General features: G+C 37.2%; 27 protein-coding genes. 20 read left to right on the forward strand and 7 right to left on the reverse strand.

The window, feature by feature from the left end; translation table 11 throughout:
• Window positions 1–8: 8 nt before the first annotated feature.
• The 3 genes from A3EE_RS0109770 to A3EE_RS0109780 form a co-directional block, all read right to left on the reverse strand.
• Window positions 9–1289 (reverse strand): efflux RND transporter permease subunit, encoded by a 1281-nt coding sequence (locus A3EE_RS0109770; protein WP_026209713.1) that lies wholly within the window; start codon window positions 1287–1289, stop codon window positions 9–11.
• Between the two features lie 178 nt (window positions 1290–1467).
• The gene (locus A3EE_RS0109775; RefSeq protein WP_018343263.1) at window positions 1468–1809 is read right to left on the reverse strand and encodes a heavy-metal-associated domain-containing protein; all 342 of its coding nucleotides are present in this window, start codon (window positions 1807–1809) and stop codon (window positions 1468–1470) included.
• A 176-nt stretch (window positions 1810–1985) separates the two neighbouring features.
• A complete protein-coding gene (locus tag A3EE_RS0109780; protein WP_018343264.1) occupies window positions 1986–2381 on the reverse strand; it encodes an HYC_CC_PP family protein in 396 nt (131 codons plus the stop codon).
• A 169-nt stretch (window positions 2382–2550) separates the two neighbouring features.
• Here A3EE_RS0109780 and A3EE_RS0109785 point away from each other — a divergent pair, with 169 nt between their 5' ends.
• The 3 genes from A3EE_RS0109785 (at window position 2551) to A3EE_RS0109795 (ending at window position 4489) form a co-directional block, all read left to right on the forward strand.
• The gene (locus A3EE_RS0109785; RefSeq protein WP_018343265.1) at window positions 2551–3003 is read left to right on the forward strand and encodes a GreA/GreB family elongation factor; all 453 of its coding nucleotides are present in this window, start codon (window positions 2551–2553) and stop codon (window positions 3001–3003) included.
• Window positions 2997–3827: a zinc-dependent peptidase gene (locus A3EE_RS0109790; RefSeq protein ID WP_018343266.1), complete on the forward strand. Its 831-nt coding sequence runs from the start codon at window positions 2997–2999 to the stop codon at window positions 3825–3827. Before A3EE_RS0109785 ends, A3EE_RS0109790 begins: the two co-directional genes overlap by 7 nt.
• Window positions 3828–3931: 104 nt before the next feature.
• Window positions 3932–4489, forward strand: coding sequence for a hypothetical protein (locus tag A3EE_RS0109795; protein ID WP_157446966.1), 558 nt, complete (start codon window positions 3932–3934; stop codon window positions 4487–4489).
• A 61-nt stretch (window positions 4490–4550) separates the two neighbouring features.
• On the opposite strand, the gene metE is transcribed toward A3EE_RS0109795, so the two are convergent.
• A complete protein-coding gene (gene metE, locus A3EE_RS0109800; RefSeq protein ID WP_018343268.1) occupies window positions 4551–6878 on the reverse strand; it encodes a 5-methyltetrahydropteroyltriglutamate--homocysteine S-methyltransferase in 2328 nt (775 codons plus the stop codon).
• A 166-nt stretch (window positions 6879–7044) separates the two neighbouring features.
• Here metE and A3EE_RS0109805 point away from each other — a divergent pair, with 166 nt between their 5' ends.
• The 4 genes from A3EE_RS0109805 (at window position 7045) to A3EE_RS0109820 (ending at window position 9023) form a co-directional block, all read left to right on the forward strand.
• Window positions 7045–7506 carry an Lrp/AsnC family transcriptional regulator gene (locus tag A3EE_RS0109805; protein ID WP_018343269.1) on the forward strand — a complete coding sequence of 154 codons (462 nt, stop codon included), beginning with the start codon at window positions 7045–7047 and terminating at the stop codon, window positions 7504–7506.
• Window positions 7507–7595: 89 nt separating this feature from the next.
• Window positions 7596–8117: a hypothetical protein gene (locus tag A3EE_RS0109810; protein WP_018343270.1), complete on the forward strand. Its 522-nt coding sequence runs from the start codon at window positions 7596–7598 to the stop codon at window positions 8115–8117.
• 59 nt (window positions 8118–8176) lie between these two features.
• A complete protein-coding gene (locus A3EE_RS0109815) occupies window positions 8177–8557 on the forward strand; it encodes a VOC family protein (RefSeq protein ID WP_018343271.1) in 381 nt (126 codons plus the stop codon).
• A gap of 7 nt (window positions 8558–8564) precedes the next feature.
• Entirely contained in the window at window positions 8565–9023 is a 459-nt protein-coding gene (locus A3EE_RS0109820; protein ID WP_018343272.1) for a hypothetical protein, read from the forward strand.
• Between the two features lie 81 nt (window positions 9024–9104).
• Here the strand turns inward: A3EE_RS0109820 and A3EE_RS0109825 are convergent, their stop codons facing one another.
• Window positions 9105–9857, reverse strand: a complete 753-nt coding sequence (locus A3EE_RS0109825) for a LamG domain-containing protein (RefSeq protein ID WP_018343273.1) — start codon at window positions 9855–9857, stop codon at window positions 9105–9107.
• Window positions 9858–10002: 145 nt separating this feature from the next.
• Here A3EE_RS0109825 and xseA point away from each other — a divergent pair, with 145 nt between their 5' ends.
• Window positions 10003–11166, forward strand: a complete 1164-nt coding sequence (gene xseA, locus A3EE_RS0109830) for an exodeoxyribonuclease VII large subunit (RefSeq protein WP_018343274.1) — start codon at window positions 10003–10005, stop codon at window positions 11164–11166.
• Window positions 11156–11341, forward strand: a complete 186-nt coding sequence (gene xseB / locus A3EE_RS0109835) for an exodeoxyribonuclease VII small subunit (RefSeq protein WP_018343275.1) — start codon at window positions 11156–11158, stop codon at window positions 11339–11341. The genes xseA and xseB overlap by 11 nt, the downstream gene beginning before the upstream one ends.
• Window positions 11342–11395: 54 nt before the next feature.
• On the opposite strand, the gene A3EE_RS0109840 is transcribed toward xseB, so the two are convergent.
• Both A3EE_RS0109840 and A3EE_RS0109845 read right to left on the reverse strand, forming a co-directional pair.
• Window positions 11396–12157 (reverse strand): hypothetical protein, encoded by a 762-nt coding sequence (locus A3EE_RS0109840; RefSeq protein WP_018343276.1) that lies wholly within the window; start codon window positions 12155–12157, stop codon window positions 11396–11398.
• 186 nt (window positions 12158–12343) lie between these two features.
• Window positions 12344–12610, reverse strand: a complete 267-nt coding sequence (locus A3EE_RS0109845) for a hypothetical protein (RefSeq protein ID WP_018343277.1) — start codon at window positions 12608–12610, stop codon at window positions 12344–12346.
• 107 nt (window positions 12611–12717) lie between these two features.
• Here A3EE_RS0109845 and A3EE_RS0109850 point away from each other — a divergent pair, with 107 nt between their 5' ends.
• The 11 genes from A3EE_RS0109850 (at window position 12718) to rodA (ending at window position 24330) form a co-directional block, all read left to right on the forward strand.
• Window positions 12718–14052, forward strand: a complete 1335-nt coding sequence (locus A3EE_RS0109850) for an ammonium transporter (protein ID WP_018343278.1) — start codon at window positions 12718–12720, stop codon at window positions 14050–14052.
• Window positions 14053–14193: 141 nt separating this feature from the next.
• Complete coding sequence (locus A3EE_RS0109855) at window positions 14194–14976, forward strand: Rossmann-like and DUF2520 domain-containing protein (RefSeq protein WP_018343279.1); 783 nt, start codon at window positions 14194–14196, stop codon at window positions 14974–14976.
• A gap of 6 nt (window positions 14977–14982) precedes the next feature.
• Window positions 14983–15483 carry a KdsC family phosphatase gene (locus tag A3EE_RS0109860; RefSeq protein ID WP_018343280.1) on the forward strand — a complete coding sequence of 167 codons (501 nt, stop codon included), beginning with the start codon at window positions 14983–14985 and terminating at the stop codon, window positions 15481–15483.
• Between the two features lie 6 nt (window positions 15484–15489).
• The gene (locus A3EE_RS0109865) at window positions 15490–16365 is read left to right on the forward strand and encodes a geranylgeranylglycerol-phosphate geranylgeranyltransferase (protein ID WP_026209714.1); all 876 of its coding nucleotides are present in this window, start codon (window positions 15490–15492) and stop codon (window positions 16363–16365) included.
• A 109-nt stretch (window positions 16366–16474) separates the two neighbouring features.
• Window positions 16475–17062, forward strand: coding sequence for a phosphoribosylglycinamide formyltransferase (gene purN / locus A3EE_RS0109870; protein WP_018343282.1), 588 nt, complete (start codon window positions 16475–16477; stop codon window positions 17060–17062).
• A gap of 17 nt (window positions 17063–17079) precedes the next feature.
• Window positions 17080–18600: a bifunctional phosphoribosylaminoimidazolecarboxamide formyltransferase/IMP cyclohydrolase gene (gene purH / locus A3EE_RS0109875; RefSeq protein WP_018343283.1), complete on the forward strand. Its 1521-nt coding sequence runs from the start codon at window positions 17080–17082 to the stop codon at window positions 18598–18600.
• A gap of 103 nt (window positions 18601–18703) precedes the next feature.
• A complete protein-coding gene (locus A3EE_RS0109880; RefSeq protein ID WP_018343284.1) occupies window positions 18704–19732 on the forward strand; it encodes a rod shape-determining protein in 1029 nt (342 codons plus the stop codon).
• A 14-nt stretch (window positions 19733–19746) separates the two neighbouring features.
• The gene (gene mreC, locus A3EE_RS0109885; RefSeq protein WP_026209715.1) at window positions 19747–20586 is read left to right on the forward strand and encodes a rod shape-determining protein MreC; all 840 of its coding nucleotides are present in this window, start codon (window positions 19747–19749) and stop codon (window positions 20584–20586) included.
• Complete coding sequence (locus A3EE_RS0109890) at window positions 20586–21107, forward strand: hypothetical protein (RefSeq protein WP_018343286.1); 522 nt, start codon at window positions 20586–20588, stop codon at window positions 21105–21107. The genes mreC and A3EE_RS0109890 overlap by 1 nt, the downstream gene beginning before the upstream one ends.
• Window positions 21108–21115: 8 nt before the next feature.
• Window positions 21116–22951, forward strand: a complete 1836-nt coding sequence (locus A3EE_RS0109895) for a peptidoglycan D,D-transpeptidase FtsI family protein (protein ID WP_018343287.1) — start codon at window positions 21116–21118, stop codon at window positions 22949–22951.
• Window positions 22951–24330: a rod shape-determining protein RodA gene (rodA, locus tag A3EE_RS0109900; protein ID WP_018343288.1), complete on the forward strand. Its 1380-nt coding sequence runs from the start codon at window positions 22951–22953 to the stop codon at window positions 24328–24330. The genes A3EE_RS0109895 and rodA overlap by 1 nt, the downstream gene beginning before the upstream one ends.
• The last annotated feature ends 54 nt before the right edge of the window (window positions 24331–24384 follow it).

Below are 24384 nucleotides of genomic sequence, written 5' to 3' on the forward strand. Positions count from 1 at the left end.
TTCGCTGATTAAAGAGTATTTGATTTTTTCTCTTGAGCTTCTGCTATATGTCGGTATGAATTTTCAACCATTACAATACCATCATCAACCACAACTCCTATGGCTAGAGCAATACCCGTGAGAGACATGATATTGGAAGAGATACCAAATGCCTCCAATAATATAAATCCAACGGCAACTGAAATGGGCAATTGTATTATAATAATCAAAGCACTGCGCCAGTGAAAGAGAAATAAGATGATTACAAGTGATACCACAATTAATTCTTCCATCAATGTTCCCTTTACAGATTCAATGGCTTCTTCAATTAAGGTGCTGCGGTCGTAGGATACTTTTATATGTACACCTTCAGGCAATCCTTTTTCTACTTCTTTGATTTTTTCTTTAATCGATTTAATTACCTGATCCGCATTTTCGCCATAACGCATCACTACAATACCACCAACTACTTCACCCGTACCATCGTAATCAAAAATCCCTAGACGCAGGTCGCCACCCATTTGCAAACTTGCTACATCTTTTATTTTTATCGGAATAGAATTCCGAGTCGAAACGGTTATGTTTTCGATGTCTTCAATATTTTCTATATAGCCCAATCCACGTATGATATAAGCCATATCCGTCATTTCAAATTTTCTTCCACCTACATCGTTGTTGTTTGCTTTAACAGCTTTCAACACATCCATTAAAGTCAGATTATAATATGTCAACTTATGTGGATCAACAACAATTTGGTATTGCTTTTGAAAACCACCAAAAGATGCTACTTCAGCTACTCCTTGAACATTCTGTAAGGCAAATTTTATATACCAATCTTGTAATGCACGTTGTTCGCCAAGATCAACGTTAGGTGCATCTAAATGATACCAGAAGATATGTCCTACGCCCGTTCCGTCTGGCCCAAGTGTTGGTGAAACATCCTGAGGCAATAATTTCTGAGTGTAATTCAAACGTTCTAATACACGCGTGCGGGCCCAGTAAATATCAGTATTGTCTTCAAAAATGATGTAGACAAAACTCATCCCGAACATGGAAGTGCCTCGAATATTTTTTACCTTTGGTATGCCTTGTAAGTTTGTTACAAGCGGATAAGTCACTTGATCTTCTATCACCTGTGGACTACGTCCCATCCATTCTGTATACACGATGACTTGATTTTCCGAAAGATCCGGAATGGCATCAATGGGATTTTTTTGAATCGAATAAATTCCCCATGCAAAAAGCCCAGCTGCCAGAAGCAGAACAACCATCCGATTTTTGAGCGAGAGAGAAATAAGTTTTTCAACCATAATTGTATGTTTTAATCTGCTCTAATCTGCGGCATAATTTAGGGCGATGCCTGAGATTAAATTATATAAGTAACATATACCTTGGGGCATCCCCCCAAGGTATAATGTATCAGGCTTGCAGCCTGAGTAGCAATGCTAGAGGTAATGACCGTCAGCTTTCCGCATTAAGCTCTAAGCCTTATACTCTCTTATACTTGCAACATCCTGGCAAAGCCTTATAACTAGCATCTGTGGATTTTACTTTATCAGTATCATGACCGGCATCGGCAACAAGCTGACGTAACTGATCTACGGAAATTGTATGCGGATTATAAACAACAGTGACAGTTTGTGTTTTTACATCCCAGCTTGCACTTTGCACCCCTGAATTTTTTTTCAGCGCACCTTCGATTCTGTTTTTACACATATCGCAATTTCCATTTACTTTAAAGCTCGTTGTTTCATAATGAGTCGTAGTTGCAGTTACAGAATGGAATAAACCTGCAAAGGCTAGAAATGTTGAGAAAATAATCGTTTTCATAATAGTATTGGTTTAATTAATGGAATTGATTTTTAAATAAAATGCATTTTCTTTTCCGGTTTGTAGGATGCAAACGGTATTATAGCATGGTCCGTGCATGACAGACCCTGATAAGAAAATGATTTAAATTAGATTGTTTGTGCTTGCTGTTTCAGCAAGCAGGGAGAATATAAAAATTATATAATTAAACTTCTGTACAATATATAATACGGTTGTGCAGAAATTTCAGGCGGAGCATTCGAGCTAACACAGCCTTTTAATAGTTCAGTTGTAGAAGCAGAGGCATTTGTATACGTATAAATAACAGGAACAAGAGCTGTAGCTGTTTGTTCTGTTTCAAAAGAAAATGTTGAAGTATTTGAATCGCTTGTAGTGATTGTCGCAGAGAAATTTTTGCAGCAGGATTTTTCTTTTAATGCAGCTTTTGAATCGCAGCTACCTCCGCAGGTTTTACTTTTACCAAAAAAATCAATGGAAGAAATCTTATTTCCGCAGAAATGTATGTTTACTGCCAGATTGCTTGTTGCAATCAACAGAATCAGAATACATAGTATGGAAATAACCTTTTTCATATCTCAAAGTAACGGAATTTTAAAGAGTTATGTATTATAAATACAGCGTTAAATATTATAATTAAATGGAATTCTTCAAACAACAGCGATTTATGCTATTTTTACTTATTAGTAACGGTATTCGGGTGGTAAATGTTCCGGTGGAATTTTGCACGTTGACTTTAACAAAATGATTTCTCTAAAAAATACATTGTTTACGTATTGCACCGATTATGTGGTAGAGCGCATTACGCGGCTTAAAACGGAAATTAAAAAGACTCAGTCTTCAGCAAACGAAGAAACCAAAAGCAGCGCCGGTGATAAGTACGAAACCGGTCGTGCGATGGCACAATTAGAGATTGAAAAAAATACCAAGCAGCTGGCGGAGGCAGAAAGATTGCAAGGTATGTTGCAGGCTATCCATACAGATCTTGTTTCTGATATTATAATTCCCGGTTCTCTGGTAACAACATCGAAAGGTGTTTTTTATATATCTATCAGCATTGGATTAGCGGAGATAGATAAAAAACAATATTTTATTATTGCGCCGGATTCACCTATAGGGAAATTGTTTATGGGCAAAAAGGCTGGTGATGTGGTGAGCTGGAACAACAACGTTTATACAATTCAATCCCTATGTTAAATTTTATTTTACTTACACAGGAAAACCCTCTCGACACTGTTGATGGCTATTGGGGTGCTTTTTGGTTTGTGTTGCCCTTTGTAATTGTTGTTTCAGCCATTGTGATCGGCTTGTGCAATCATTACGAAATTGTTGTATTAAAGATGTACAAATACATAATGCCTTTAAGTCGCGAACGTGTAGCGGTTTTAAATAAATCATTTCCATTCTATAGAAACCTTCCTCAGAAAAAGAAACGGAAATTTAGAAATCGGGTGCATCATTTTCTGATCAATAAAAAAATTGAATCGGATGAATATGACGTAACAGAAGAAATGCGTGTACTGATTGCTGCTACAGCTATACAGATCATGTTTGGATTGGAAGCCTACTATCTATCGTATTTTGGAAATATTAAATTGGTGCACGAACCGGTTGAAAATGTAATTACAACGCAAAACTCTCCAATCTATATTTCGTGGGAAGAGTTTCACGAAGGCCATTCTTTCTTAGCAGATGGCTATCATCCGGGCTTGCGAACATTGGCAATAGCTTTCAAACTGGAACAATGCTGGAACAGACTCGCTAAAAAAATGTTCAAAAGCAATCGCCATATAGAGTTCAATCAATTGTATAAAAGAGAAGCTGAAAGGTATATCGCAAGCGGAAAGTCGGATTACGACGATTATGACGAAGTGGACCGCAATGAATATTTTGGTGTAGCTGTTGAATATTTTTTCGAACGCCCGATTCATTTTAATGCTACACAGCCCGGAATGTATCTCGCATTGGCAAGGCTGTTACAGCAAGATCCGTCCGGCGTGTATGCTGTTAAGAAAAGGTAATTACATAATTTATGGATAACAGACTGATTACAAAAAACAGAAAAGGTGGATTGTATTTTTTGATGGGATTCTTCACGTATTGTGTTGTTTGCGTTAGTGTGTTTATGTATGTGTATATTTTTACCAATGAAGAGGTTCCTCTTTTCGCCATTATAATGATGTTCATTGTCGGTATTTTTATTGGGTTCATGCTACTGGGGTCAGATTCAATTATTGAAATTGATTTAGATTCGGGGGAAATACTAGAACGCCTACCTGTTAGCTTAACAAAATTTTTGTATGATAAAAATGAAATTATTGGATACAATATGATATCGCAAATGTATATACCTAAGCATCCATTTAATTATACATACATTCATATTGAATTATATTTTCATACAACAGATAATAAAACACACAGCATAAGTTCTTTGACTACTGTGAATTTTGAAGAGATGCTAACGTACTTTTTCAATACCTATCCAATGGTAAGTGATAAAAAATACAAACCATACTCAGAAGAAAAAAAGGAAGAACTATACAAATCCGTCTTGAACCAAATTCAAGAAGATAAACGTACATTTTGGAAACAAAAAAAGAAAGATCTTTTTATCAGCGGTATAATTATGGCCGCAATCGGTTTAATGTATTTCCTACTTTATAATTGTAGTGGAGAATAAGTAGAATAATCGCTTATAATAGAAACTCCCGTCCCGATAGCTATCGGAACGGGAGTTTTCTTTATACCAGCGCCGTTATTTCTTTTCGGATCTGTTGTGCTGCAGCAACCATGTTAATCAGTGCAGCTTCTGTTTCAGGCCATCTGCGTGTTTTCAATCCGCAATCGGGATTCACCCAGATGTTGCGTACAGGAAGTACATGCATGGCTTTGTTTAACAGATGCACCATCTCATCGGTTGTTGGTATACGCGGACTATGTATATCATACACCCCGGGTCCGATTTCATTCGGATAGTTGAAGTCCACAAAGGCGTCGAGTAATTCCATTTGTGAACGGGAGGTTTCTATCGTGATCACATCGGCATCCATCGCAGCAATATTTTTTATAATATCGTTGAACTCAGAATAACACATGTGTGTATGAATTTGTGTTTCATCTTTCACACCCGATGCAGAAATACGGAAACATTCTACGGCCCAATTCAAATACGCTTCCCAGTTTTCTCTGCGCAACGGAAGTCCTTCACGGATGGCAGGCTCATCGATCTGTATGATTTTGATACCTGCAGTTTCCAGATCTACTACTTCATCACGGATGGCAAAAGCAATCTGCATACAAGTGTCTCTGCGCGGCTGGTCATCGCGCACAAACGACCATTGCAAAATTGTAACTGGTCCGGTAAGCATACCTTTCATGTATTTTTTTGTAAGCGATTGCGCAAGCGTTGTCCATGCAACCGTCATTGGCTCGGTGCGTTCGATGTCACCATAAATGATCGGAGGTTTTACACAACGCGAACCGTAACTTTGTACCCAGCCGTTTTCAGAGAATACGTATCCTTTTAATTGTTCACCAAAATATTCAACCATGTCGTTGCGTTCGAACTCGCCATGTACCAGTACATCAATACCGATCTTCTCCTGCCACTCAATCGCTTTTGTCATTTCCACACGAACAAAATCTTCGTATTGAGCCAGTGTAATATCTCCCTTTTTATACTTCGCACGGTTGGCACGCACTTCATCTGTTTGCGGAAATGAACCGATGGTAGTAGTCGGCATTAACGGAAGCTGCAATGCTTTCTCCTGAATGTGCTGGCGCGATTGAAATGCACTCTTTCGTTTTGAATCTTTTGCCTGAACAGCTTTCACACGATCTTTCACATGTTGCTTGTGAATGAGCTTTGATGTAATTCTGCTTTCAATCGATGCGTTATTTTCTCTGAGGATTTTCAATTCTTCCGATTGCAACGGAGAAGCGTTTAATTTTTTCAAAGCAACTACTTCGTTCAATTTTTGTTTGGCAAAAGCCATCCAGTTTTTAATTTCTGATGTTAAGACAGCAGTATTTTTTTCATTATCCAGATCACAAGGCACGTGCAGTAAAGAACAGGAAGGGGCAATCATTACACGCTCTTTACCAATTGCAGCAATCGCTTTTGTAATGAAGGTGTTCGATGATGAAAAATCATTTTTCCATACATTTCTACCATCAACAACACCAAGAGAAAGAATTGTTTTAGAAGAAATGAATGCAGGTGTAAGTATGTCGCTTAGTTGAGACGTGCAACGTACAAGATCCAGATGCAGCGCATCTACAGGTAGTTTCGTAGCTAGATCGATGTTTGTACCTGTACATTCGAAATAGGTAGCAACAATAAATTTCAACGAAGGAAATAGATTGCGCAAGGCAATATACGTTGCTTCAAACGTTTTGCGTTCCTGCACTGTAAGGTCCATCACTAAAAATGGTTCGTCTAATTGTATCCACTCTGCGCCATTTGTTTCCAATGCTTTTATAAGCTTTACATAAACGGGCAACAGATTATCGATTAATTCAATGCGGTTAAAGCCTGCTTCTTTTTCTTTTCCTGCCAACAAGTAACTTACAGGACCTAATAGAACAGGCTTTGCAGCTTTGCCTACAACCTCTTTTGCTTCATTGTATTCTTTAATTGCTTTTTCAGAGATCGGTGAAAACTTTTGATCCTTACGAAACTCCGGTACGATGTAATGGTAGTTGGTATCAAACCATTTTGTCATCTCCATTGCGGTAATATCCAAACCATTTTTTTGGTAACCGCGAGCCATTGCAAAATAAATATCAAGTTCGGTCAAATCACTTCTCTGCAATAAGGGAGAGAAACGATCGGGAATAAGTCCGAGCATAAACGACATATCCAATACCTGATCGTAGAAAGAAAAATCGTTGCATGGGATCAGATCCAATCCTGCTTCTTTTTGTGTAAGCCAGTTGCCGACGCGGATTGACTTGGCTTCATCCTGTAGCTTTTGCTGTGTGATAGCGCCGGACCAATATTGTTCGGATGCTTTTTTAAGTTCACGGTTATTCCCAATGCGTGGGTACCCTAAGTTGTGTGCGATCATAAAATGTAGCTGTTTTTAGAATATAATTCCATACAAAAGTATATAAGCAGATTTATAATCTACTATTATTTTAAAAACTAAGTAAATATTACTAAATTGGCTTATATTATAGAAAATTAGTCTGAAAATGACAGCTAATCAGAGTTCATTTTAGAAAAAACATCTTATGCAGACCTTAGACGAAATTGATTTAGATATACTGCGTGCACTTCAGGAGAACGCACACATAACAACAAAAGAGCTTGCGCATCAATTGCATTTAACAACAACGCCGATCTATGAACGCGTGAAACGTCTGGAGCGCGAAGGCTATATTAAAAAGTACATTGCCATACTGGACAATCAGAAATTGAAACGTGGCTTAACGGTGTTCTGTAATGTATCGTTAAAACAGCACACCAAAGACATTGGTAAAAAATTCGTAGAAGAAATTATTGCGTTACCTGAAATTGTGGAGTGTTACAATATCTCCGGCGAATACGATTTTATGTTAAAGATATTGGTTGAAGACATGCCGCATTATCAGAATTTTGTGATGAACGGTTTAGGTTCAATAAAAAATATCGGCAGTGCACACAGCATCTTTGTGATTGGTGAGATCAAGCATTCGACAGCGATTCCGATTTAATGATTTCTTTGCGACCTTCGTTAAAATTTTATGTTGTTTTAAATTTCTAAGGTTTGATTGAGTATATTTAAAAGTAAAATTTAATCAGAATGAAAAAATCAATTTCGTTTTTAACAGAGAATAATAAAATAGTCAATAAAGATTTAACAAAAAACTATTTCATATCGCAGGGTTTTATTTTAAAGGATGAATCAGAGGATGAACTGAATTTTGTTCGCGGCAATTACTTATTAAATATGGTTACATTCGACCCATTAAAATGGAAAAGTAATATAGTAATAACATTTTCTGATAATTTGATTCGCGCTGTTTTTAGTATTAGCACGTTTGGACAAACGGTTAGTAAAAAAGAGGAAGCATTATGGAATATTTTTATTTCAAATCTTGAACAATCTATTTTAGAAAAAAAAGATCTTTCATCTGCAAATGAAATTTTATTAAGTGAAACCCAAAAAAGCAGTTTTAAATTAGTAGGCTTAACAATATTAATAACGGCAATCGTTGGAATACCATCTGGTATAATTGCACATTATACAGGTAATGACCGTATTTTTTTTATTGGAATATCTCTTGGTGCGTCATCGTTCTTTATTTTGAAAGACAAAGTGTAATAGCAATTCAATAAGTATTTAATAAAAATTTTCTAATCAAATTATTAAAATTTCAACCTATGAAAATTCCATCCGAATACTTACCCGTAATGCCTTACCTTATTTTAAAAGACTCTAAAGGTTTTTTGAAATTTGCGAAAGAAATTTTTAATGCTACAGAACAGTTGATCGTTCCTTCAGAAGATGGTGCAAGCATCATGCATGGAGAAATAAAAATTTTTGATGCAGTGATTATGTTTGCTCACGCAAATGAGAACTGGCATGAAAAATCTGCCGGTATGTATCTGTATCTTGAAGATGTGAATCATGTATATTCAAAAGCAATTGGCGGCGGTGCAAGGTCTCTGATGCTGCCGGATAAAAAGGAGTATGGATACACGGCGGGCTTTGAAGATCCGTTTGGCAATCAATGGTGGATTGTAGAGGGGGAGAAGGAGTAAGATATTTATGACTACTAAAAATAATTCTAAAAGGTATATTGGGAATTTGAATATTTTTCAGGAAATATATCAAGCGGCATATTTTATTGTTTACAAAAAATTCTTTTATAGAAGAAAAACTACGATTGAAATAGCTGATTCAGTAAAATTTGAAGGTCATAGAAATACTTTTAGTAATATACATGTTCCATTTATTTCCTTTATTTTAATAGCCATTCTATTTTCAATATCTATTGGGTATCAAGTTGACCCATTGGTATCTCTTTTGATATTTGTAGGAGTTTTGTTATTTGTATTTTTAAAATTGAATAATTTTAATCGTAGATATTTTATAAATCAAAAAAGATATCAAACCATATTGCTCAGGAAATGGACAGACTTTTCTATGCAATCAAGAATTGGTGCAATTATTTATTTGATAATGATGGTAAGTCCTTTTTTAGGATTAGCATTTATTTTTATATGAATCGTTGAAGATCCGTTCGGAGATCAATGGTGGATTGTAGAGGGGGAGAAGGAGTAAGGCTACGATCAATAAAATACCTTATTACTTGAAAAGTTCTATAGGTGGTGATTCTGCTGGAGTATATTCATAACAATTAAGAATTTGTTTATCAGAAAGTGTACAGTTTGATATATTGACCTCATCAATTTTTCCATGTAAATGATAGTGAACAGAAACTAAGGGAGATGGCTCGAAGCCAATGTACGTGGAAGTCGTATAAGGCTGAATGATATTTTTTAAATAACTAGTCGTTTCCAATACACCATTCACATAAATTTTAGTTTCATTCACATTTCCTCCGGAATAGCTATATGTTGCAGCAACAAAATACCACTTATTCAATTCTAATACTGTATTAGACGCAGCAGTGGAAGTGTTTGCTCCACCTTGAATGGTAAAGCATACTCTGCCTCCATGCCAAAGTCTTCCCCCAATTGATAAAGAAGAACCAATATTATTTTGGTCTCTGTTTGACACAATTGGTGAAGCATATTCTGAACTATATGATTTTAAGCATACCCAGGCAGAAATAGTGAAATCTGTAGCATATCTTTTAAGCAATGGATTATTTCCAAGGTCGATATATGAATTGTAGCCGTTGAAACTATATGCACTGTTAGCACAATTTTTTCGGTCGGTGGTTAATAATACATTGTGAATAGTTCCATTTATGTGGTTTGTAGTTTCATCATTTGCGTTGTTAGAAAAGTGATACATTGCTATAGATTCACAACCAGGAATTGCATACAATTGAGAAAAAATTAAAACAAAACACGTACAAACAATTTTTTTCATAGAGTTGATTTAAGACTAACAATGTTATTAAAAATACTGACATAAAAAATAAATTGATAAAAATATATTCGGATCAAAGATCTTACAAAATGTATTTTTGTGATTCAAAAGGTTTGTATATTTAAATGAATATGTATTCCATAGTATGAAACTCATCAATAAATCCATACCCAGCATTCGTCTCTCCGAATTTATTTCAGAGATAGAAGATTGTATTGCAGCTGCCTTTTATGGCGATACCTTTTGGATTACAACCGAAATAAGCGACGTAAATAAAAAGCCTGACAAGCGCTGGTGTTATTTAAAACTGATTGAAAAAGAAGGTAAAAATGTTACAGCAGAAATTGGCGCCGTATTCTGGACACCCGGTTATGCCTACATTGAAAAGTTTGAAAAAGAAACCAAACAACTTTTCAAAGACGGCTTAGAAATTACCTGCAGAGTAAAAGTAACGTTTCACAAACGTTGGGGCTTAAAACTTGAAGTGGTTGAGATCGATTATGCATACACGCTTGGTAAGTTAGAAGCAGAGCGTCAGGAAACATTAGAGCGGTTGGTAAAAGAAAATCCGGATCATGTGAAATTGGTAGGCGAACAATATTACACCTATAATAAATCGCTTCCGCTTCCAACCGTTGTGCAACGCATTGCGTTGATCACTGCACCGGAGTCAGATGGCCAACGCGACTTCAAACAGGAGCTCATAAACAATCCCTATGGTTACGCTTTCCATGTAGATGAATTTGTTACGCAGATTCAAGGTGATAAGGCACACGAATTTATTTTAGGGAAACTGTTGTTGATCGAAGCACAAAAAGAGAAATACGATGTAATTGCCATTGTTCGCGGCGGCGGCTCTCAACTCGACCTCAAAGCATTTGATAATTACGATCTCGCTCAGGCAGTAGCTTCCTTTCCCATTCCAATCTTAACCGGTATCGGCCACGACCGCAATACAAGTATTGTTGATCTCATGGCACGACAGGAAAAAACACCGACCAAAGTTGCAAACGTTTTGATTCAACGCAACTTCCAATTCGAACAGAATGTGCTTGAATTAAAGGAACGGTTAAGCGATACCGTTGATACCTTATTTACAAACGCGAAAAATAATCTCAAAGAAATAAAACGCTTTGTGAAAGCATCCAATCCGCTAACCATATTAAAGAAAGGTTTTGCGATTGTGAAGCAGAATAATGTTATTGTTACGAATCCTTCAACTATCGAAGTTGGTGCAGAGATTCAAATACAGTTTGATAAAGAAACGATTTCATCAACCGTTACAAAAAAGAAAAAAAATGGAAAATGAATTAACATATAATGAAGCACTTTCAAAGCTGGAAGAAATTGTAGAGCAGATCGAAGACGATTCCATCATGCTGGATACACTTACAGAGAAAGTAGCACAGGCAAATGAGCTGATCAAATACTGCGAAACAAAACTGCGTACGATTGAAGGAGATGTGCGGGATGTATTGAAGTAATGTATTAAGACCTATAAGGTTTTTAAAAACCTTATAGGTCTTATAGGTTTTGTTCTACTCCACAATGAATGAAGTGTAATACGTATCTCTGGTTGTATACTTGGAAGCTTTTTGGATTACAGATATCATTCCTTTGATATGATATCTTCCTTTTTGAGTAGGAGTCAGAGTAGCAATTACTGCACCGCCTGCTTGTTTAAAATTGATTGGAGTATTTATTTTTTTATCATCTACAGTTATTTCAACAAGTGAGTCTAAAATCACTTCTGAATAAGTAAATCTATAATCAGCAGGGAAAATAATGAATGTATACAAATCATTTATTTGTGTCGTATCTCTTTCTTTAAAAATTGTTGTTTGAAAAGTGATTCCATATGCACCTACCTGTGCACAATAAAAATCCAGTACATTGGATTCGAGCAGCACTGCGGTAAGTAAATAATTATAATAATCGGAAGAGTCTTTGTTCTGATTGAATTGTCCCAAAAAACGATCGGCTCTTTTCAAGCGTGCAGTGTCCTTGTCTTCAAGTAAACTATATTTTTCAAGAAGATACTTAAAATGTTTATCTAAGGATTGTTTTTTATGTACGGCATCATCACTATTGTTTAGAAGTTCAATGGCCGCTTTTAATAATACGGTATCATTTTTATAACCATTACTACTGATTGATTTTTCAATCATACGCACCTTAGAAGCATTTGTATAATATATGTGGTTGATCGCCTCTATATAATTGGTTGTTTCGTTTGCGTGTTCTTCTTTTACTGTGCAGCTGATAACAGTGATTGACAAAAGGAAAAGCAGTTTTTTCATAAAAATAGGTTTAGATAGTTGATGCAAATATAAAACAGTATTTATATAGTTTAAGCATTGGTTGCGTTTCTTCCGTTTACCCCTAAATTTCCTAAAGGAGACTTCACCCAACAATACACTATGAAAGTAATTTTTATTGGGGTTCAATGAATACGAGTTCTTATAAGAAATAAGTACGAGACGACCTTAAGTCCCCTTTAGGGGATAGGTAACTTTGCTATAAATCCATAAAATACTGAAGATCTGCATTTTTTGTATAATTCTATTCGCAACAATCGGAAGATTCAACTTTTTGTATGGATTCAGCTTGGTGGTATCATTAAAAATAATTCTCCTGAATACTGCATGTCCAGCGGAGTTGATATCAAATTGTATTTTATTAAGTTTTATTTTAACCCATGTTTTATAAATTTTTAATACTTTTTTTAAAAATAGCTTACATTTTGAACTCATTTTTTTAAAAATGTATTGTTTTTAAATAAAATGGGGTTAGTTTTGAAGTGTAATTGAGAAACGAACCAATTACGACTTAAAAATTCTATAACTAACCCTTTTGAATTATGTTAAAAAAATTCGCCCCACTTATTGTACTTCTAGCAGTTTGCGTGCTAGCACTAATTTTCCCAGGTTTACCCAAATCAATACCAACTGAAGGACTAAATTCAGGAGATATTGCCTGGTTATTAACTTCTGCAGCTTTTGTATTGCTTATGACTCCGGGTCTGGCATTCTTCTACGGAGGTATGGTGAATCCTAAAAACGTAATTTCTACAATGCTTCAGAGCTTTGTAGCAATGGGAATCATCAGCATCCTTTGGGTGGTAGTTGGTTTCAGTGTTGCATTTGGTGACGATTTTCACGGATTAGGTATTGTAGGTGATCCATCAACATTCTTTATGTTCAAGGATGTATTGGATCATGCTCCGCTAGGTACAATTCCTTTTGTATTGTTTGCATTCTTCCAATTGAAATTTGCGGTAATTACTCCAGCACTTTTCACAGGTTCATTCTCTGAAAGAATTCGCTTTACATCATACATCATATTCATGATCTTATTCTGTTTGTTCATCTATGCTCCTATCGCTCACTGGACATGGCATGCAGATGGATTCTTATTTAAAATGGGAGTTCTTGACTTTGCAGGTGGTACAGTAGTACACATTTCAGCTGGTTGTGCTGCATTAGCAGGTGCTTTATACTTAGGTAAAAGAAAAGATAAAAATCATCCAACAGCAATCAACGTTCCATACATCTTATTAGGTACTGGTTTACTTTGGTTCGGTTGGTTCGGTTTCAACGCAGGTTCTGCTGTAGCTGCCAATCCATTAGCTGCTTCTGCTTTCGCTGCTACTAACGTTGCTGCTGGTGCTGCTGGTATTGCTTGGGTATTTGTTGAAGCTGCTCGTGGTAAAAAACCATCTGCAATGGGCTTCTGTATCGGTGCGGTAGTTGGTCTTGTTGCAATTACTCCTGCTGCTGGTTTCGTAACTGTTTCTCAGGCTTTATTCATCGGTTCTGTAGCAAGTATTATCTCTGCAGGTGCAATCATTTTACTTGCTAAAACGTCAATTGTTGATGATACATTGGATGTATTCCCTTGCCACGGTGTAGGTGGTATGTCAGGTATGATCTTCACTGGTTTATTTGCGAGTACTGCTGTAAATGCAGCTGTTGCTGAACAAGGTTTATTCATTGACGGTTCTACGGACTTAATCTTAAAACACCTTTTAGCATTAGCAATTGTAGTAGGTTACTCTTTAGTAGGTGCATATGTTTTATTGTTCATCACGGATAAAATCTCTCCTTTAAGAGTAACTCCTGAAGAAGAAGAATTAGGTCTTGATACTACTCAGCACGATGAGAAATTCGTAATTGCTGATTTAGTTAAAAAATAAGAATCAACTTATACTATAATAAACAAAAAAAGAGTGGTGGCGCTAATTAGCGCCACCACTCTTTTTTTGTTTTAATAAATGTGTTTTAGCTCAATCGAAAAATTCTCTTTGCCTTTACATTGATTTGAGTATTTTTACAGCATGAGAATTGTTATCATCGGTTCAGGAAATGTTGCTTGCCATTTGATACAGGCATTTTGTAAAACAAATGCAACACTTTTTGTACATGCCCGCAATGCAACAGCACTGGATGAATTGAAATCAGAATTTCCATCCGTTACCATTCTTTCAGATTTCAATTTAACAAAAACCGATGCTGACCTTGTGCTCATTAGTGTGAAGGACAATGCATTGAATGCTGTATTTCAGCAATACACCTATGCACCCAAAACGCTTGTAGCACATACTTCCGGTACACAAATCATAGAAAATACAGGCTTTCACCAGAATGCAGGTGTATTTTACCCGCTGCAAACTTTCAGCAAAGCAAGTATTGTGAACTGGAAAAATACACCTATGCTGATTGAAGCTTCTTCAGAAGAAGGAATTCAAAAATTGGAGCAGGCTGCAGCATTGTTGCAGGCTCCTTATTTTGAGACGAATGCAGAACAGCGCAAGTACATTCATTTAACAGCGGTGCTTACAAGTAACTTTACAAATCATTTGTTGGGCAAGGCTGCTGAAATTCTGAAAGAACATGTGGTTGATTACCATATTCTTCAGCCCTTAGTTGAAGCAACTGTAAAAAAGGCATTTGCAAAACATCCTTTTGAAGTTCAGACAGGACCTGCCTTACGAAACGATACTTCCACAATAAATAAGCATCTTTCTCTTTTACAATCAGATACCCTGCTTCAAAAAATATATACTGATTTAACTGAAAGCATTCAGAAAACAAGTAATTTAGATACGAATAACGAATAATAGAACATGGCAGAATTTTCAGAAATAAACACATTCATATTTGATGTTGATGGCGTGCTGACGGATGGATGTGTGATTGCGTATGAAACAGGTGAACAAAGCAGAAGATTTTATGTAAAAGATGGGTATGCCATTGAAAAAGCACTGGCAGCGGGCTATCACATTGTAATCATCAGTGGTGGTCAACAGGAAAGTGTTCGCAAACGATTGAATTTTTTAGGAATCAAAGATGTGTTCTTAGGTGTAAAAGATAAGCTTGAAGTTTTTGGCGAGTACACCAAAACCCGTCACATTGATCCCTCAACAATATTATATATGGGTGATGATGTTCCCGATTATCAGATGTTGAAGATTGTAGGTTTGCCTACTTGTCCGGCAGATGCTTCGATCGACATCAAACCTATTTGCAAATACGTGTCGGCCCACAACGGCGGACAAGGTGCGGTGCGCGATGTGATCGAAAAGGTAATGCGGGCACAGGGAAAATGGACTCCTCAAATCTGGTAGTACAATATGGGTGTAACTAAAATACATATGAAGGTATCGGTGCTAGCTTTTCTAAAGCTAACACGGAGCCTTAATTTGGTTATTTTAGCATTTACACAATACATGTGTCGCTACTTTATTATCGGCAAAGGCACAACATCCTTTTATGAAATAGCAACCGATTGGAAATTTTTTCTGCTTGTTCTATCCACCGTATTTGTTGCGGCAGCTGGCTATATCATCAACGATTATTACGATGTAAAAATTGATCTGATCAACAAACCCAAGCGCGTTGTTCTTGGTAAAGTATTGCATAGAAGAGTAGCGATCATCTCTCATTTTATTTTAAATTCTTTAGCCTGTTTGTTCGCTCTTTTTTTAGGTTGGAAGATCTTCACCATCATTCTTACAACAACTGTGTTGATGTGGTTTTATTCCAATCAACTTAAACGTGTGGCACTGGTAGGTAATCTGCTGATCTCTGTATTGACAGGGCTCTCCGTCTATATGCCTGTATTTTTGTATGGTACAGCGCAGCAAACTTTATTGTTGTATGCATCTTTCGCATTCTTTATTTCGCTTGTACGCGAGATCATTAAAGACATGGAAGATGTAAAAGGCGACGAAGAATTTGGCTGTAAGACCTTGCCCATCATATGGGGTATCCGTAAAACAAAAATTGTTATTTATGCAGTAAGCTTTTTATTTGTCTGCATCATCAGTACAATTTTAATTCATGCAGAATTGAATACACAGCTTTACTTTTTACTTTTTCCTGCACCTTTATTTGTGTGGCTGCTGATAAAATTAGTAAAGGCAGATACCAGCGCCCAATTTTTGCACCTGAGTTTTTTGTGCAAGTGGATCATGGTAACAGGGGTTGTCAGTATGGCAATACTCTAGAAAAGACCGTTTTTCGGCCTTTTCTTACTATAAACTCCTCTTTTATCGTTTTCAACATGTTGCGCCTAACATGGTAAAATTCACTATATTTGCCACTTAATTAGGTTTCATGCAGGCTTCAAAACCCATTAAAGTAGCAATATTTGCCTCTGGTTCAGGTACAAATGCACAACGTATCATAGATTATTTTAAAGAAAAAGAAGGAGTTGAAATCGCTCTGCTTTTATCGAATAATCCTGATGCCTATGCACTTAAACGCGCTGAAGCTGCTTCCGTACCTACACGGGTCTTCACGAAAGCAGAGTTTAAAGATTCGGACATTATTATAGATGAACTTAAAGCAGCCGGTATTTCGTGGATTATACTTGCAGGCTTTTTGTGGCTGGTCCCAAAAAATCTGATCCACGCATTTCCAAACACCATCTTAAATATTCATCCGGCTTTATTACCAAACTTTGGCGGTAAAGGCATGTACGGAATGTTTGTACACAAAGCTGTTATTGAAACAGGAGCAAAAGAAACCGGTATCACCATTCATAAAGTAAACGAAGAATACGACAAAGGTGAAGTTGTATTTCAGGTACGCTTTGATGTGCTTTCAACAGATACTCCGGAGACTGTTGCAGAGAAAATACACGCACTCGAATACGCACACTTCCCTTTAGTTATCGAAGAACAAATAAATAAATCTCTATAAATTTCTATATCACGATCATGGCAAGCAAAAAGATCAAATCTGCATTAATATCTGTTTTCTATAAAGACAATCTTGATTCATTAGTGAAAAAACTTCATGCAAATGGAGTAACCATATATTCTACAGGCGGTACACAAAGCTTCATTGAAGGCTTGAAAGTACCTGTTACTGCGGTTGAAGATTTAACAGGCTATCCTTCTATTTTAGGAGGAAGAGTGAAGACGCTTCACCCGAATGTATTCGGTGGTATTCTGAATCGCCGCGAAAATACAGGCGATCAGGCAGAGATCGCGCAATACAACATTCCTGAAATTGATTTAGTAATTGTGGATTTGTATCCGTTTGAAGAAACGGTTGCTTCAGGTGCAGAGAAACAGGCAATCATTGAGAAGATCGATATTGGTGGAGTTTCCCTGATCCGTGCTGCAGCTAAAAATCACAAAGATGTTGTGATCCTTGCGTCGAAAGAACAATACGGTGTACTGGAAGCGATCTTAGATGCAAAAGGCGGTGCTACAGATATTGAAGATCGTTTCAAATTTGCCGGCGAAGCATTTGACATTACTTCTCATTACGATACTGCGATCCATCGTTGGTTCGCTGGCGATGATATCACTGGTTTCAAACACAGCATTCGTACATCACAAACACTGCGTTACGGAGAAAACCCGCATCAGGCAGGTACCTTCCATGGCGACTTGAACGCGATGTTTGACAAGTTGAACGGAAAGGAATTATCTTACAACAATCTATTAGATGTAGACGCTGCGGTTAGCTTGATCGATGAGTTTACAGACACTACATACGCGATCCTGAAACATAACAATGCTTGTGGTATTGCAACAGCTCCTACGGGCAAAGAAGCATATCTATTGGCTTTGGCATCTGATCCGATCTCCGCTTTTGGTGGTGTAATCATCACAAACACGAAAGTTGACAAAGGTACTGCTGAAGAATTGAATAAATTATTCTTTGAAGTATTGATCGCTACGGAATACGATCAGGATGCATTGGATATCCTGATGAGTAAGAAAAATAGAATCTTATTGCTTCGTAAACCGGTTACATTCGCTAAAAAACAATTTAAAACATTGTTGAATGGCGTGATCGAGCAGGATGCAGATTCGAAGACAGAAACACTGGAAGATTTTAAAACTGTTACAACTCGTATTCCTACAGAAGCTGAAAAGAAGGCGATGTTGTTTGCAAATAAATTGGTGAAGCATACAAAGTCTAATGCAATTATTTTTGCAACAGAGAATCGTATGATCTCAAGCGGCGTTGGACAGACATCTCGTGTAGATGCTTTAAACCAAGCAGTTGATAAAGCGAAAGCATTTGGCTTCAGCCTTGAAGGAGCAGTGATGGCGTCGGATGCGTTCTTCCCCTTCCCGGACTGTGTAGAGCTGGCAAACCTTGCCGGTATAACTGCCGTAATACAACCGGGCGGATCTATCAAAGATCAGGAGTCGATCGACTATTGCAACAAGCACAACATGGCAATGGTTTGTACCGGCTTCCGTCATTTCAAACATTAATTTGAGAAATAAGAAATTTCAGATAATTGATTGAATATATCGGAGATATAAATAAAATTTGTAATTTGAAGTACGGAAAACCAGAAATTAAGGAGATATATACATGGGAATGTTTGATTTTTTCACGAGTGACATTGCAATCGATTTGGGTACAGCAAATACCCTGATCATTTACAAAGATAAAATAGTTGTTGACGAGCCTTCAATTATTGCCTTAGACAAAGTTACAGGCAAAGTAAAAGCAATCGGTCGTGAAGCCATGCAGATGCATGAAAAAACACACGAAAATATTAAAACAATCCGTCCGCTTAAGGATGGTGTAATTGCCGATTTCCACGCTGCGGAAGAAATGATCCGTGGTTTGATCAAGTTGATCGATAAAGGAAAAAGTTTTCTTGCTCCAACATCGTATCGTATGGCAATCTGTATTCCATCAGGTATTACAGAGGTTGAAAAAAGAGCCGTACGTGACTCCGCTGAACACGCGGGCGCGAAAGAAGTATACATGATCTACGAACCAATCGCAGCAGCAATCGGTCTAGGCATCGACATTGAGCAACCTATCGGTTCTATGATTGTAGATATCGGAGGTGGTACTACAGAGATTGCAGTAATCGCATTATCTGGTATTGTCTGCGAACAATCTATCCGTATTGCAGGTGATGTATTCAGCAAAGATATCTTAGACTACATGCGCCGTCAGCACAACTTATTGATCGGTGAACGTTCTGCTGAACGTTTGAAAATTGAAGTAGGTTCTGCATTAACAGAATTAGATAATCCTCCGGAAGATTTTGAAATCCGCGGTCGTGATTTGATGACAGGTATTCCTAAAGTCATCAAAGTTTCTTATTCTGAAATTGCATTCGCATTAGATAAATCAGTTTCTAAAATTGAAGAAGCAGTTCTTAAAGCATTGGAAATTGCTCCGCCCGAATTGTCTGCAGATATTTATGACAATGGTATCCACTTAACAGGTGGTGGTGCATTGTTGAGAGGTTTGGATAAACGTCTTGCAATGAAAACAAAATTGCCGATCCACGTAGCTGAAGATCCATTGCGTGCGGTAGTAAAAGGTACAGGCATTGCAGTAAAAGATGTAAAAAGATACCGCGCGGTATTGATGATTTGATTTGCGAATAATAGATGTATCGGTTATTTCAATTCATATATAACTTAAGAGTGTTCCTGGTATTTCTATGCCTGGAACTCTTTTGTTTAGGATGTATCGTAAGCTACAATCCATATCAGGGTGCTGCCTATTTTAGTACGTCTAAAAATATTGTCGGCAAAACACTTGAGATGGATAAGTCTATTACGGGTTATTTTAATTTAACGAAAGTCAATGCACAGTTAGCAAAAGACAATGCCGAATTAAAAAATCAATTAGCAAAAGAGATCCAAAAGAACTCGATCAATGCAGACACATCAGTATCGATCTTAAAAGTTCAGCAATTCAATTATTCCGTTGCACGTGTTATTAATAACAGCACACTCTATTCAAATAATTTTTTTACAATCGATAAAGGTTCCCGTCACGGCTTGACTGTTGGTATGGGGATTATTTCACCCAATGGTGTAGCCGGTCAGATCAAAGCCTGTTCAGAAAATTTTGCTACAGCAATTTCTGTTTTGAATACAAAATGGTCCGTTTCTGCCCGCATAAAAAATACCAAAGCAGATGGCATCATTCAATGGGATGGCAGCAACCCAGCTATCGTACAGTTCACAAATGTTGGCCGGCATCATAAGATCAAAGTAGGCGATACCATCGTAACATCGGGTTATAAGGAAACGCTTTTCCCGGAAGGCTTAATGATTGGTACAATAAAAAACGTGAAAGAAGAGGGCGGTGCATACTGGAACATTGACGTAAAATTAGCTACGGATTATACAGCTATGGATTATGTTTTTGTGATCAAAAATATATTGAAAATAGAAAAGGATAGTCTTGAAGCTCCATTCATAAAAGATACTAAAAGATAATGAATGTACTTGATATAGTTAAGCAATTCATACATGCCTTACTGATCTATTTAATACAGGTATTGGTATTTAGAACCACCACATTATGGGATGCGGCGGCTTGCTTTATCTATTTGGGTTTTTTAATACAGCTCCCATTTTATTTGCCAAAAATAACAATCCTGGTTATTACATTTTGCTTTACGTTTGCAATTGATATTTTCTTTAACACACCGGGTGTACATACCTCTGCGGCATTGATCATCATGTATTTCAGGCCATCCATCATAAAATTACTAAGTCCGCAAGGTGGGTATGAATCACAGGATTCCATTAATATTTTTAACATGGGAATTCAATGGCATACCTTGTATGCGTTCATCATGATCTTCATTCATACTACATTGGTATTTATTATTGAATCGATCGGTTCATTTCATCTTGGTACGTCCCTGCTTAAAATTATCGGCACTACACTGTTTACATTAATCGTGGTAATGCTATATCAATTTTTGTTCTTGTATAGACGCAATACCAGATAGGAAAGACCATGCAGGAAAGAAGATTTATCGTACAGGCAATAATGATAGCCATTGGCTTGATCTATGTTATTCGTTTGTTTTTTCTGCAGGTACTTGATTCTTCTTATAAGATCGAAGCCGAGATCAATGCAATTGAAAAGGTTGTTGATTATCCCTACCGCGGTTTGATCTACGATCGTCATGGTGATCTATTGGTTTTTAATACACCTGTTTTTGATATAACAATTGTAACCAAAGAATTTAAACTTGCAGACACAGCGTTGTTTTGCACCCGCTTTGGAACTACGCCTGCGGATTTTAAAAAATTGATGTCTGATATAAAAAATCCTGCAAAAAATATTGGATACAGCCGCAATAAACCACAAACACTTTTTAAACAACTATCGCTTGAAGATTTTGCACACGTGCAGGATTACATGCAGGATTATCCGGGCTTATATACACAAGCTCGTACAGTGCGTTCGTATACATATGCTTCTGCCGCAAATGCATTGGGTTACATCGGTGAAATTGGCCCCAAAGCTTTAAAAGCACAGGAGAGCAGTTACTACAAACAAGGTGACTACATTGGACAAAGCGGTTTGGAATTGTATTATGAAAAAGAATTGCGTGGCCGACGTGGAGTGAAATACATCATGAAAGATGTACATGGCGTATTAAAAGGGAAATACCGTGGTGGTGCGTATGATACCATATCAGCACCAGGAGAAAATCTCATCTCTACTTTCGATATTCAGCTGCAGCAATACGGAGAAAAACTCTTGCAAAACAAAATTGGTTGTGTGGTAGCAATCGAACCACAGACAGGAGAAATATTGGCATTTGTATCTTCACCTTCTTATGACCCTAATTTATTAACGGGTAGAAAATATTCAGCAAACTATCATGAACTTGAAAAGGATCCATACAAACCTTTATTTAACCGCCCTCTGATGGCGATGTATCCTCCCGGTTCAATCTTTAAACTGGCGCAGGCTGCTGTGGCACTTCAAGAAGGAGCTATAACAGATAAGACACGTTTTCCTTGCGATAAGTCTTTGGTGAATTGTCACCAGCATCCATCTCCGCAGGATTTGCGTGGCGCAATACAATGGTCGTGCAACCCGTATTTTTATATGGTGTTTAAAAAAATGATCAGCCGTGATTTGGTTCAGAATAAATTTAAAGACACGGAAATCAATTACGACGAATGGCGTAGAAACATGCTGACGATGGGCTTTGGCCAGAAGATGCTTGTGGATTTGCCAAGTTCTAAAAGCGGAAACATTCCAAGTAATGCATACTACGATAAAATATATGGTGATCTGCATTGGAAATTTTCTACCATCTATTCATTAAGTATCGGTCAGGGGGAGATCAACGTGGTCCCTATTCAAATGGCAAATCTGGCCGCATTGATTGCGAATAGAGGTTGGTATATAACACCACACTTTATTAAATCAATTGGTAAAGACGGGCATGTTTTGGAAGAATATAAAAAGAAACATGTATCTTCTGTTGAACCAAAATATTTCGATCCGATTATTGATGGCATGGCTCAGGTAGTATTAGGCGGTACAGCATATTGGTTACAGGTAAAGGACATTGAAATTTGCGGTAAAACCGGAACAGCTGAAAACCCGCATGGAGATGATCACTCGGTATATATTGCATTCGCTCCTAAACAGTCACCTAAGATTGCAATCGCTGTGTACGTTGAAAATGCTGGCTTTGGTGCAATGACTGCAGCACCGATTGCGCATTTGATGATTGAAAAATATCTAAAAGATACGATCACGAAAGCACCATTGGAAAAAATGATTTTGGAGAAAAATCTGTTACATAAAGTAAAAATAAAACCGTAATGCGTTCGGATGAAAAAATAAATATTACCAATAACATTGACTGGATAACGGTTGGGTTTTATATCCTGTTTGTATTTTTAGGATGGTTGAATATTTATGCAGTTGTGTACGATCCGGAAGCAGTAAGTAATATTTTTGACTTCTCTATAAACTCCGGTAAGCAACTTATGTGGATCGGAGGGGCATTCTTATTGATTGTAGCCATTCTTGTAATCGATTATAAATTTTATTCAACCTTTGCATATATCTTTTATGTGATATCCATGATCATTCTTCTCGCTACTATTTTCATCGGTAAGGAAGTAAACGGATCACATTCATGGCTGGATTTAGGCTTTGTGCGTGTGCAGCCTGCAGAGTTTGCAAAATTCACTACGGCACTTGCTCTGGCACGCTACCTAGGGACTCTAGGCGTTAACATCGAACGTTTTGATGTGATGTTTAAAGCCGGAATTCTTTTGCTCATTCCATGCGCACTCATTCTTCTTCAAAATGAAACAGGGGGTATGCTTGTCTTTTGCGCGTTCATTTTAGTCATGTACAGAGAAGGATTACCAGGCACGCTTTTGCTGATCGGGGTATCGGTTACATTATTATTTGTATTGACACTGGCGGTGGGGAATCCCGGACAAGCTGCCGCAACACAAGCTGCCGGTGCTATTGTTCATGCAAAATCTGGTCTGGCACAGTATTATTCTAATCCCATTTTAATTGGCTTAACAGTACTGTTTGGATTGTTCATGTTGTATTTTATCATCAACAGATTACGTATGACAAGAAAACAATTGACAAATCGGTTGATTGTAATTTTGACCATTTATGTGATGAGCATTGGATTTGTGTTGGCTGTACACAAGATCTTTTTCGAGGTATTGCAGGAACACCAACGCAATCGGATCATGGTATTATTTGATACCGAATTGGATACTCAAGGTAAAGGATATCATTTGCACCAATCTAAAATCGCTATTGGCTCAGGTGACCTTTTTGGAAAAGGATTTCTGGAAGGAACCCAAACAAAATTTGATTTCGTTCCTGAACAAAGCACCGATTTTATTTTCTGTACCATTGGTGAAGAACATGGCTGGTTTGGAAGCACCGTATTGATCGCATTGTATGTGCTCTTTATGATGCGGCTTGTCTTTCTTGCAGAACGGCAAAAAGATAGTTTCTCGCGGATATATGGCTATAGTGTAGCAAGTATTATTCTCTTTCACTTTATGGTGAATATCGGTATGACAATTGGCTTGTTCCCCGTAATTGGTATTCCACTACCATTCTTTAGCTACGGAGGCTCTTCGTTGTGGTCCTTTACAATATTGTTGTTTGTATTCCTGAAGCTCGACTCGCACCGAGGACAGGTGCTTGCAGGACATTAAGAAAAAATAATTCTTCATAAATAAAAATCCCTTCCTGATTGCAATCAGGAAGGG

The organism is Cytophaga aurantiaca DSM 3654, assembly GCF_000379725.1.
In the GTDB taxonomy this organism is placed as follows: Bacteria; Bacteroidota; Bacteroidia; order Cytophagales; family Cytophagaceae; genus Cytophaga; species Cytophaga aurantiaca.

Bases quoted from the DNA above. Each gene is read 5' to 3' on its own strand.
- A3EE_RS0109770 (WP_026209713.1), bottom strand. From the start codon at position 1,289: ATGGTTGAAAAACTTATTTCTCTCTCGCTCAAAAATCGGATGGTTGTT.
- A3EE_RS0109775 (WP_018343263.1), bottom strand. From the start codon at position 1,809: ATGAAAACGATTATTTTCTCAACATTTCTAGCCTTTGCAGGTTTATTC.
- A3EE_RS0109780 (WP_018343264.1), bottom strand. From the start codon at position 2,381: ATGAAAAAGGTTATTTCCATACTATGTATTCTGATTCTGTTGATTGCA.
- A3EE_RS0109785 (WP_018343265.1), top strand. From the start codon at position 2,551: ATGATTTCTCTAAAAAATACATTGTTTACGTATTGCACCGATTATGTG.
- A3EE_RS0109790 (WP_018343266.1), top strand. From the start codon at position 2,997: ATGTTAAATTTTATTTTACTTACACAGGAAAACCCTCTCGACACTGTT.
- A3EE_RS0109795 (WP_157446966.1), top strand. From the start codon at position 3,932: ATGTATGTGTATATTTTTACCAATGAAGAGGTTCCTCTTTTCGCCATT.
- metE (WP_018343268.1), bottom strand. From the start codon at position 6,878: ATGATCGCACACAACTTAGGGTACCCACGCATTGGGAATAACCGTGAA.
- A3EE_RS0109805 (WP_018343269.1), top strand. From the start codon at position 7,045: ATGCAGACCTTAGACGAAATTGATTTAGATATACTGCGTGCACTTCAG.
- A3EE_RS0109810 (WP_018343270.1), top strand. From the start codon at position 7,596: ATGAAAAAATCAATTTCGTTTTTAACAGAGAATAATAAAATAGTCAAT.
- A3EE_RS0109815 (WP_018343271.1), top strand. From the start codon at position 8,177: ATGAAAATTCCATCCGAATACTTACCCGTAATGCCTTACCTTATTTTA.
- A3EE_RS0109820 (WP_018343272.1), top strand. From the start codon at position 8,565: ATGACTACTAAAAATAATTCTAAAAGGTATATTGGGAATTTGAATATT.
- A3EE_RS0109825 (WP_018343273.1), bottom strand. From the start codon at position 9,857: ATGAAAAAAATTGTTTGTACGTGTTTTGTTTTAATTTTTTCTCAATTG.
- xseA (WP_018343274.1), top strand. From the start codon at position 10,003: ATGAAACTCATCAATAAATCCATACCCAGCATTCGTCTCTCCGAATTT.
- xseB (WP_018343275.1), top strand. From the start codon at position 11,156: ATGGAAAATGAATTAACATATAATGAAGCACTTTCAAAGCTGGAAGAA.
- A3EE_RS0109840 (WP_018343276.1), bottom strand. From the start codon at position 12,157: ATGAAAAAACTGCTTTTCCTTTTGTCAATCACTGTTATCAGCTGCACA.
- A3EE_RS0109845 (WP_018343277.1), bottom strand. From the start codon at position 12,610: ATGAGTTCAAAATGTAAGCTATTTTTAAAAAAAGTATTAAAAATTTAT.
- A3EE_RS0109850 (WP_018343278.1), top strand. From the start codon at position 12,718: ATGTTAAAAAAATTCGCCCCACTTATTGTACTTCTAGCAGTTTGCGTG.
- A3EE_RS0109855 (WP_018343279.1), top strand. From the start codon at position 14,194: ATGAGAATTGTTATCATCGGTTCAGGAAATGTTGCTTGCCATTTGATA.
- A3EE_RS0109860 (WP_018343280.1), top strand. From the start codon at position 14,983: ATGGCAGAATTTTCAGAAATAAACACATTCATATTTGATGTTGATGGC.
- A3EE_RS0109865 (WP_026209714.1), top strand. From the start codon at position 15,490: ATGGGTGTAACTAAAATACATATGAAGGTATCGGTGCTAGCTTTTCTA.
- purN (WP_018343282.1), top strand. From the start codon at position 16,475: ATGCAGGCTTCAAAACCCATTAAAGTAGCAATATTTGCCTCTGGTTCA.
- purH (WP_018343283.1), top strand. From the start codon at position 17,080: ATGGCAAGCAAAAAGATCAAATCTGCATTAATATCTGTTTTCTATAAA.
- A3EE_RS0109880 (WP_018343284.1), top strand. From the start codon at position 18,704: ATGGGAATGTTTGATTTTTTCACGAGTGACATTGCAATCGATTTGGGT.
- mreC (WP_026209715.1), top strand. From the start codon at position 19,747: ATGTATCGGTTATTTCAATTCATATATAACTTAAGAGTGTTCCTGGTA.
- A3EE_RS0109890 (WP_018343286.1), top strand. From the start codon at position 20,586: ATGAATGTACTTGATATAGTTAAGCAATTCATACATGCCTTACTGATC.
- A3EE_RS0109895 (WP_018343287.1), top strand. From the start codon at position 21,116: ATGCAGGAAAGAAGATTTATCGTACAGGCAATAATGATAGCCATTGGC.
- rodA (WP_018343288.1), top strand. From the start codon at position 22,951: ATGCGTTCGGATGAAAAAATAAATATTACCAATAACATTGACTGGATA.